Origin of the sequence: Aerosakkonema sp. BLCC-F183, assembly GCF_041929145.1 — a bacterium.
Classification (GTDB): Bacteria; Cyanobacteriota; Cyanobacteriia; order Cyanobacteriales; family Aerosakkonemataceae; genus Aerosakkonema.
The window spans coordinates 22,385-32,592 of sequence record NZ_JBHFNU010000057.1 but is presented as its reverse complement, the minus strand read 5'-3'; the positions used below and the strand labels follow the sequence as shown (position 1 = coordinate 32,592).

6 protein-coding genes are annotated in these 10,208 nt (G+C 47.7%); 4 read left to right on the top strand and 2 right to left on the bottom strand.

Annotation, left to right across the window (positions count from 1 at the left end):
- On the bottom strand, positions 1 to 204 hold a 204-nt coding region (locus ACE1CD_RS16930; protein ID WP_374825651.1), incomplete at its 3' end, for a hypothetical protein.
- Between ACE1CD_RS16930 and ACE1CD_RS16925 the strand changes: the two genes are divergently transcribed.
- The 3 genes from ACE1CD_RS16925 (at position 142) to ACE1CD_RS16915 (ending at position 7,664) form a co-directional block, all read left to right on the top strand.
- A complete protein-coding gene (locus tag ACE1CD_RS16925) occupies positions 142 to 2,457 on the top strand; it encodes a filamentous hemagglutinin N-terminal domain-containing protein (protein WP_374825653.1) in 2,316 nt (771 codons plus the stop codon). The two genes, ACE1CD_RS16930 and ACE1CD_RS16925, sit on opposite strands and share 63 nt — an antisense overlap.
- Before the next feature lie 66 nt (positions 2,458 to 2,523).
- On the top strand, positions 2,524 to 4,950 hold the full coding sequence (locus tag ACE1CD_RS16920; protein WP_374825649.1) for a filamentous hemagglutinin N-terminal domain-containing protein: 2,427 nt from the start codon (positions 2,524 to 2,526) through the stop codon (positions 4,948 to 4,950).
- A gap of 62 nt (positions 4,951 to 5,012) precedes the next feature.
- Positions 5,013 to 7,664, top strand: a complete 2,652-nt coding sequence (locus ACE1CD_RS16915; protein ID WP_374825647.1) for a filamentous hemagglutinin N-terminal domain-containing protein — start codon at positions 5,013 to 5,015, stop codon at positions 7,662 to 7,664.
- A 9-nt stretch (positions 7,665 to 7,673) separates the two neighbouring features.
- Here ACE1CD_RS16915 and ACE1CD_RS16910 read toward each other — a convergent pair whose 3' ends face one another.
- Positions 7,674 to 8,471: a fumarylacetoacetate hydrolase family protein gene (locus ACE1CD_RS16910; RefSeq protein WP_374825645.1), complete on the bottom strand. Its 798-nt coding sequence runs from the start codon at positions 8,469 to 8,471 to the stop codon at positions 7,674 to 7,676.
- Between the two features lie 340 nt (positions 8,472 to 8,811).
- Here ACE1CD_RS16910 and ACE1CD_RS16905 point away from each other — a divergent pair, with 340 nt between their 5' ends.
- On the top strand, positions 8,812 to 10,098 hold the full coding sequence (locus tag ACE1CD_RS16905) for a Glu/Leu/Phe/Val dehydrogenase (RefSeq protein WP_374825643.1): 1,287 nt from the start codon (positions 8,812 to 8,814) through the stop codon (positions 10,096 to 10,098).
- The last annotated feature ends 110 nt before the right edge of the window (positions 10,099 to 10,208 follow it).

The window sequence follows — 10,208 nt, the reverse complement described above, 5'->3', positions numbered from 1 at the left end:
TACCCAGCCTACTCCTCTGCAACAAACAGCTTTGGATTTGCTGGGAGTTGGGTTGTAGTGTACCCATGTAATTGGCCGAGCTTGAACCCTTAAAGCCAAGCCCAGCATACCTTCCCCCTTTTTGTCAAAAGGGAACTCCAGATTAACGGCACACCGAGCGATCGCATCGACGGCGGTACAATTCGCGACAGCAACCTGTTTCACAGCTTCAGCGAATTCAACATCCAAAACGGACGAGCGGTATACTTCACCAACCCAGAAGGAATTACCAACATATTCAGTAGAATTACTGCCAATAATCCCTCTAATATCAACGGCATTTTGGGAGTATTAGGTAATGCCAACCTATTCTTACTCAACCCCAATGGCATTATTTTTGGCCCAAATGCTCGATTAGACCTCAATGGTTCGTTTATCGGCACCACTGCGAGCAGTATCAAATTTGCCGACGGGGTAGAATTTAGTGCTACCAATCCAAGCGAGACAGCGTTATTGACTGTGAGCGTGCCAATTGGTTTGCAAATGGGACAAACACCAGGAATAATTACCGTCCAAAATACCGGACACCGCTTGATTGAGGGAAATGCCCCGCTTCAGATGGGTACAACTCCCAGCGGCTTGGGAGTTGCTCCCGGCAAAATCCTCGCACTCGTGGGGGGAGATATTGCCTTAGAGGGTGGCATTCTGACCGCCCCATCAGGTCACATAGAACTCGGTAGCGCCAGATCTGGAACCGTTAATCTCAGCACGGCATCTCCTGGCTGGAATTTTGACTACAGCACGCCACAGTACGGCGATATCCGGTTTTCGCGTCAAGCCCTTGCCGATGCTAGTGGTGCGCCTGCGGGTTCGATTCACTTCCAAGGCAAAAATATTAGCGTCAATCAGGGGTCTGTAGCATTGTTAATCAACCAAGGAGATCGAGGTTCCGGGGGTATTACGGTCAATGCCAGTGATTTCTTGGAAATGCGAGGGGTGGGTATCAATGGATTTACTCAAAACCTATTGGTTGCGGATACAATCACGGGGGCTGGCGGCAATCTGGTGATTACTGCACCACGATTACTGGTCCAAGATGGGGGAAAAATTAGTACTCGTACTTTTGGATCTGGAACGGGAGGAAACAACTCAGTTGCGGCAGATTCGATTCAAATCTCTGGGTTTTCAGCCCTGAAACCGACGACGACCTTCAGTTGGATCGATTCGGAAACCTTTAGTGCTGGAAGGGCAGGTGATGTTCAAATCACGACCCGGCAATTGAGCCTGCAAGAAGGTGGCGCGATATCGAGTCTCACTCGGGGTACTGGAGCAACGGGAAATGTGATTATCAATGCCTCTGAGTCCATTGAACTGACTGGAGAAACTCCCATCACCTTCAGTGCCAGCTTGCTCGGAGCGGTCAGCTTCAACCGGGGGAATGCAGGAAAAGTCACCATCAATACGCCTAGACTGAGTGTGCAGAATGGCGCAGGTGTCACAGCTACCACTCTGGGTCAGGGCGATGCCGGAACCCTGCGGGTCAATGTTTCAGAGCAAATTACCGTCAGTGGCGTGAGTGGTGCTTCGGGTAAGCCCAGCAACATTTCTGCCAGTGCGACGGTGCTACCTTTAGTCTTTCAGCAAGCATTCGGACTACCAGCTCTGCCCACGGGCAATTCAGGTGACCTGATTGTTAATACCCCACGCTTGGACATTACCGATGGGGGAGTGGTGCGAGTCAACCACCAAGGGGTTGGTGATGCCGGAAACCTCGACATCAATGCAGATACGATCGCCCTCGATCGATCTGGAACAATTTCGGCAACCACGAACTCCGGGCAAGGGGGTAGCATTAATCTGCAATCCAATGCGTTAATCTTACGTCACGGTAGCAATGCTATCGCCACCGCTGGAGGCACTGGCAATGGCGGCAACATCGCCATCAATTCCCCCATCATTGTTGGGTTAGAAAACAGCGGCATCACTGCCAACGCCTTCCAAGGCAAAGGTGGCAACATTCAAATTAACACCGAAGGTATTTTTCTTGCTCCCGACAGCGATATCACTGCTTCTTCTCAACTGGGGGTCAGCGGCACGGTTAGTATTTCAAATCTCAACTTGCACGCCCAAAATTTGGTAGTTCTTCCCAGCAATACCTTTGTCAACCAAGCACCAGTAATAGCCAGCAGTTGTTTGAATCAGCGCAACGCTCAACAAGGCCGTTTTGTCGTTACTGGTAATGGAGGTCTATCCGAAACACCGGATAATTTGCTGATGCCTTATGAAACAGTGCAAGTGAGGTCAATAAGCCAGTTACGCCAAAGAGAAAATAGCTCGCTCGAAACAACCAATTCCAGACAACTTACTAATCGAATTCAAGAAGCGACGGGATTTAACTTTACTTCCGATGGAAAAGTAGCACTGTTAGTAGATAAAGATAAGATTACTTCTCCTACAGATTTAACTTGTAGCAGTTAATCGATTTGCCTTTTGCCGTCAATTCAGGATTTGAAAAACTTAGATTTTAGGGGAAGTAACACTATTATGAAATTAACTAAATTGCGCTTAATTTGGTTTTGTCTGTTGTCAGTGGAAATGGCGATCGCGCTACCAAGTTATGGTCAAATAACACCCGATCGCACGGTCGGAACTACGGTCACGCCAAATGTCGAAACTAATACCGATCGCGTCGATGGCGGTACGATTCGCGGGAGCAATTTGTTCCACAGTTTTCAAGAATTTAATATCGAGTCTGGTCGCAGCGTTTATTTCAGTAACCCGGAAGGGATTATCAATATTTTTACCAGGATAATAGGTAACAATCCCTCTAACATCAACGGTATTTTAGGTGTATTAGGGAATGCCAATCTATTTTTGCTCAATCCTAACGGGATTATTTTCGGTGCAGGAGCGAGACTAGATCTCAAAGGTTCATTTGTGGCGACTACAGCCGATCGAATTAACTTTGCCGATCGCGCTTTTTTCAGTGCTAGCGATCCTCAAGCTCCTCCTTTACTTACGATCGGCACACCGATCGGCTTACAATTTGGTAGCAATCCGGGAGCGATCGCCGTCCAAGGAACGGGACACAAAGCACAGTTAAGCGATACTGCTCGCGTTTCGGGATTAAACGGCGCTACGGCTGGATTACAGGTGCAACCAGGGAAAACCCTAGCCTTGGTTGGTGGTAATCTGGCTTTGAATGGCGGGTTACTCTCGGCACCAGGAGGACGGATTGAGTTAGGAAGTGTTGCGGTCGGAAGTGCCGATCTAAATGCCATTCCCGCAGGATTTGCTATTAGCTATCCTAATATTTCTAACTTTGGAAATATCGATCTCAATGGACGCGCTTTAGTTTCCGTTGCTGGTATCAATCCAGGTTCGATCGCCATTCAAGGGCAACAAATTAGGATCTCGGATGGCTCGATCGTATTAGTACAAAATCAAGGCGATCGCACCGCAGGCAATTTGGCTATCAATGCCAGCAATTCCGTGCAAGTAGTCGGAAAAACTTCTGATAATAATAGTTCCAGCAGTTTGATCGATGAAACCATATCGAATGGCGCAGCTGGAAACATTATTATCAACAGCCCACAATTAAGTATCGATCGGGGAGGTTTTATTCTCAACCGAACCTTTAGTGCTGCGCCAGGTGGCAACATCATCATCAATGCCGATGACGTGCAAGTAAACGGTTATACACCCGGAGATCCGAATGCTTTTCGAGGAATTAGCTTGCTTTTAGCCGCTTCCAATGGAGATGGAAAAGGTGGAGATCTGACCATTTCTACGCGAAACCTATCGATTTCGGGGGGTGCTAACGTGGCAGCAAGACCTTATGGAAGCGGCAATGGCGGCGATGTCGAAGTGAAGGCAGATACGATTGAAATAAACAGCTTGGAAGCGCCAAGAGGTTTGTATTTTAGCCTGCTATCTGCTGCCACCTTCGGGACTGGCAATGCCGGAAGTCTGACAATTGATACCCGCACGCTGTCAGTTCGATATGGTGGAAGAGTATCTGCTTCTAGCATATTTTTGGGAGATGCAGGCTCGCTTACTATTAATGCCTCTGAATCGATCGAAGCGATCGGGGTCAAAATTGGAAGTACCCGAAGTTATATCGGTACTGCTGTTGTTCCTTCTGCTAATCAACCTTCCAACGCTAATTCAGGTACTACCACAATTAACACTCCAGTCCTCAATGTCACTGATGGTGCAACGGTTTTCGTCCAAAATAATGGTTCTGGTCAAGCTGGTATCCTCAATATCAATGCTGGTAAGATACACCTGAACAATGGCGGAAACATTTCGGCATCTACGCGATCGGGTGAAGGGGGCAATATTAACCTTCAAGTATCAAATTCTTTGCAGATGCGTCACGGTAGCTTTATCAGTGCAGAGGCAGGTGGTAGTGGCAATGGCGGCAATATTGCCCTCAATGCTGCCACGATCGCCAATTTAGAAAATAGCAACATCACTGCCAATGCCGTGCAAGGTCGAGGCGGTAATATTGAAATTGCGACTCAAGGTATTTTTCGCTCTTTTGATAGCAACATTACTGCTTCTTCCCAACTAGGAGTAAGTGGCATCGTCGATATTTCTACTCCCAATTTAGAGCAAAAAGAAGTTCTCGTAACATCCACGAGTAATTTTCTAAAGGAAGGCCAAACAATTGCCAGTAGTTGCCTGACCAGGCGCAACCTTCAGCGAGGAAGGTTTGTCGTTACTGGTAATGGCGGCTTGTCAGAATCACCAGATAATTTGTTGATGCCTTATGAGGTAGTACAGCTAATACCTGTCAGGCAGTTACAAATTCCCAGAAATCAATCAATAGAGTCTACCAATTCCTTGCCGACAAATTCTTCTATTCAAGAAGCAACGGGATGGGCGTTTACCCCAGATGGAAAATTAGCCTTAGTGGTAGCAAAAAGTGAAATGGCTTCTCCTACAGAATTAACTTGTAGCCAATAATTTCTTTGTCTGCGATAATCTATTTCGGTTTCTCAAAACAATCCAGGGTAAGGAACGTTTTTATGAAATTTACTTCGCTGTTAGTATTGCCAATAATGCTTTTTATTGATGCGCCAGTTAGCGGTCAGATCGTACCAGATGCTACTTTACCCGTTAATTCTACCGTTACCAGCAACGGCGATATATTTACCATTGAGGGTGGTACTCGTGCTGGCGGCAATTTGTTTCACAGCTTTCAAGAATTATCGATTCCGACAGGTAAAGAAGCTTTTTTTAATCAGGCTCTCGACGTGCAAAATATTCTGACTCGCGTCACGGGCGATCGAATATCTAATATTGATGGAGCGATTAAAGTTAACGGTAGTACCAGCTTATTTTTAATCAATCCGAATGGAATTATTTTCGGTGCAAATGCAAGCTTGAATATTGGTGGTTCTTTTATTGCTTCCACTGCACAGAGCATCAAGTTCTCCGATCGCACTTTCTACAGCGCCAGCAATCCAGAAACGCCGCCGTTGTTGAGCGTCAATACTCCAGTGGGATTGCAACTCGGCTCGAATGCCGGAGCGATTCAATTTATTGGAGTTCCAGCCGCCAACTTTTTTTTCCGACCCCAGCAATTATTCCAGGCGCAAACCTTGGCACTGGTAGGGAGTCAGATCGATGTGGATAGCGCAACTTTGGCTGTTCCCGATGGGCGAGTGGAATTGTGGGCGGTGCGAAATGCGGAGGTGTCAATTGGCGATCGAGGCAGAATGGAATTAGCTAGCGCTGCCGATACTGCTGACTGGGGAACGATTTCCCTGCGGCAATCCTCACAAATTGATACCAGTGGAATTAATGGGGGAGCAATTAACATTCGGGCGCGAGGACTTACGCTTCAAGATGGTTCGGTAATCTTTACTGCGACCAGTGCATTTGGGCAGGGAGAAGAGATTACCGTCAAAACCACTGAATTTGTCGATTTATTGGGAGTCTCTGCGGTAGAAAATTATCCTTTCCCTGGCATATTTACCAGCGTAGTTGGCAGTGGGGCGAAAGCGGGAGATATTACGATCGAAACCCAACGTTTGCGGATCGCTAATGGAAGTTGGCTTCAGTCGATTATTAACGGTAGCTTTGACCCCGTAACTTTACTTCCGATCCCGGTCGAGGACTCTCGGAGTGGAAATATTACCGTGCGAGCCTCCGATGTAGAAGTCAGCGGATACAATCTATTTCCAATTTCCTATCCCAGTCCTAGTGCTATTACCACTTTAGTTAGCAGTGGCAACAGAAATGAGAGTGGGAAGATAACTATCGAGGCGCAACGAGTTCGATTGATTGATGGTGGTCGGATCAGTACCGATATGTTGGGTTTCGGTGTTCCCGGTTTGCCCGCGCTCATTACGACGGGAAAAGCCGGGGACATATCGATTCGGGCGGCTGAGAGTCTGGAAATTTCGGGAGTTACACCTGCTGGACTGACAGGTGCGGCGATCAGTTCGATTCAACCTTTTGCAGAAGGTGAAGGTGGAAATATCTCGATCGATACCCAAGTACTGCGCCTGTTCAATGGCGGTGCGATTTCTAGTGCTTTAGGTGGTACTGGTAAGGCGGGGAATATCGAAATTCGCGCTACCGAAATAGCCGTTAGCGATCCGGCGATCGATAGTGTTAGCAATACAATTAGTGGGATCACAGTTGCGGTAGCTGAGGGTGCAACTGGTGAAGGTGGGAATATCAGGTTGGAGTCTTCTAGTTTGCGGGTTTTCAATGGCGGACAAATAACTTCTTCGACGCAAGGAAATGGAGATGCTGGCAATATTAACTTGCGAGTAAGTGAGATTGATGTAGAGGGAATTTCCCCAACGTTACCTGATGGTAGTCAACTACCCAGCAGTATTAGCGCTGCTTCTACTACTCATGCTAATGCTGGTTCGGTTAATTTAATTGCGAGTACCATCGACGTTCGCAATGGTGGGGAAATCTCGGTGAGCAATAGTGGAGGCGGTAATGCGGGTAACTTGCAGGTGAGTGCGAATCGCATTCAACTCGATCGAGGAGGTAGTTTGCGATCGGAAGTGGCAGCTGGCGATCGAGGTAATATTACTCTCAATACCGATTCGCTACTGATGCGTCGGAATAGCCAAATCACTACTAACGCTACAGGGACGGCTACCGGAGGCAATATCTCGATCGCTACCAATACCTTAGCGGCTCTAGAAAATAGCGATATTGTTGCTAATGCCGTGCAGGGACAAGGTGGCAACATTCAAATTAATACGCAAGGGGTTTTTCTTTCCTTGGATAGCGATATCACTGCTTCTTCCCAACTGGGGTTGAGCGGTACGGTGGATATATCCAATCCCAATTTAGAGGAACAGCATATCCCGATCGTTTCTGGGAGTAACTTTCTTGAGGAAGCACCAGTCGTAGCCAGTAGTTGCCTGACTCGGCACAACCGTCAACAAGGACGCTTTGTCGTAACTGGTAATGGCGGTTTATCGGAAACGCCATATAATATCCTGATGCCTTACGAAGTAGCGCAGCTAAGAACTGTGGGTCAGTTACAAAGTAGCAGAAACCGAGAACTAGAAACTAGCAATCCTTTGCGATCGAATTACTCAATTCAAGAGGCGACAGGATTTACTGTCAGTCCAGATGGAAAAGTCTGGCTTGTAGCTGATTCCCGTCAATACAAGCCTGCGGTTGATTTGATTTGCGGAAAATAGTCAATGGATTTAAGAATGTGGTTTTTCCGGTAACGGTCTTGCAATGACTGAATTTTCCAAATAACCGATCCCTTCGATTTCAATGCGGACGCGATCGCCTACCTGCATTGGCCCAATACCGGCGGGCGTTCCTGTCAACACTACATCCCCAGGTAGCAGAGTCATGACCTGACTGATATAGGATACGAGTCGATCGGGTGAAAAAACCATGCGATCGATCTGGTCAGATTGGACTGGCTGGGGGTCATCATTTAAAAAGGTTTGTAATTGGGCACCCGGACTCAATTCTCGGACTATCCACGGGCCCAAGGGACAGAATGTATCGAAACCTTTCGCCCTTGTCCATTGACCGTCGCGCTTTTGTAAATCTCGTGCTGTCACATCGTTGGCGATCGTATATCCCCAAATTTTTGCTTGCGCCTGCGCTGGCGTACAGTCAGTACAGCGTTCGCCAATTACCAACGCCAATTCCCCTTCGTAATCCACCCGCTGCGACTGGGGAGGATACCATATAGGCGCATCGGTTGGAATAATTGCTGTCGAAGGCTTGAGAAATAATAGCGGTTCTGTGGGGACATCCGATCCCATTTCATTGGCGTGAGCTGCGTAATTTTTCCCCACTGCCACCACTTTAGAGGGAGCGCAAGGAGCCAAAATTTGATAAGTGTCCGGTTTTAACTCCGAATCTGTCGGTTGTCCTTGCAACCAGGGTGGCGCATCAAGCACAGTAACGCTGCGGTTTAACTCTAATAAACCGTAGTAAATCTGTCCTTTTGCAGTTTGAACTCGGACGTAGCGTTTTGCCATATCTAGACAGATGTCCTCTGGGAAAGCCAATCAAAAGCTGTTCGTAGGCACCCCCTTTACCACAATAAATCATTTTTGTCAAATGATTTATGAGCGTGGTTGCAAGCTGGTAGTAAGATTTTACATTCCCGCGATTTGTTTTCCGAACTTATACCGCAAAGAGCAGGGATTGGAGGCTGGAAAGAGGAGATGGCAAGGCAGAGACATTTTGCTTCGTTACCATTTCTATAAATATAAAAATGTAACGAAATTTACAAATTCACTATTTTTTCAGAAATTCGAGGTTAGGCTACGGATAGAAACATAGTTAACACAGATACTGCGATCGAGAGAAAGCTATATGAACTTAGTAACGCTGCCGCTTGAAACTCCTAGCCCTGCCCATATTTGTCCGTTCGACCAAGCTTGTAGCTACCTAGAACAAGCAGCCAAAGAGTTACGGATGGAACAAGGTTTGTTGGAAGTTCTCAGTCACCCGCGCAAAGTTGTCACCGTTTCCATTCCCGTCAAACTGGATAACGGTCAAGTGCAGGTTTTGGCAGGACATCGGGTACAGCACTGCGATGTTCTTGGGCCATATAAAGGCGGAACCCGTTACCACCCGGCTGTGACGCTGCGGGAGGTATCGGCGCTGGCAATGCTGATGACCTGGAAATGCGCTTTAGTGGGAATTCCTTATGGTGGTGCTAAGGGAGGAATTGCGCTAGACCCTGCACGTTATAGTGTCGGCGAGTTAGAGCGAATTACCCGCCGTTACACGAGCGAATTAATTAAAGATATTGGGCCTTCCGTAGATATTCCCGCCCCAGACATCGGCACTTCTGCCCGCGAAATGGCTTGGATGATGGACACTTACTCGATGAATGTCGGTCACGCCGTACCGGGTATAGTGACCGGGAAGCCAATTTCGATCGGTGGTTCGAGGGGACGGGAAATGGCGACCGGACGGGGTGTGATGATTATTGTACGGGAAGCTTTAGCCGATCGCGGCAAAACGCTGGCCGGAACGCGAGTCGTAATTCAAGGCTTTGGCAATGTGGGTGGCGCAGCAGCTTCATTGCTGCACGAAGCTGGAGCTATAGTTATGGCTGTTTCCGATGTGTCTGGCGGGATATACAATCCCAATGGGCTGGATATTCCCGCACTGAAGGCGTATGCTGCCCAAAACCACAGAAGTATTGTCGGTTTTCCGGGATCGAAATCGATTACAAATACGGAACTGCTGGCTTTGCCTTGCGATGTCCTGATCCCGGCTGCTTTGGAAAATCAAATTACCGAAGACAACGTACATGAAGTGCAAGCCGAAATTGTGGCAGAGGCAGCAAATGGCCCAGTGACGCTGATGGCAGACTTGGCGTTGGAGGCGCGAGGTATAACTGTACTGCCAGATATCCTGACCAACGCCGGCGGCGTGGTCGTGAGTTATTTGGAGTGGGTACAGGGTCTTTCCTACGTTTTCTGGGATGAAGAGCGGGTTAATCGGGAAATGGAAGGTTTGATGGTATATGCTTATCACCAAGTCACCAAAGAGTCGAAAATGCGGCAAGTACCTTTGCGGTTAGCGGCATACACTTTGGGTGTGGGTCGCGTTGCACAGGCGCTGACTGACAGAGGTTTGTATCCTTGAGTGGATACTGAGTAGTGGGTAATTTCAGATTTAACAAAAATGGAGCAAGAATTCCCCCACCATGTTTTACATGGTGGGGGATGAATTGAAAGCAAGACGATCCTTGGCAA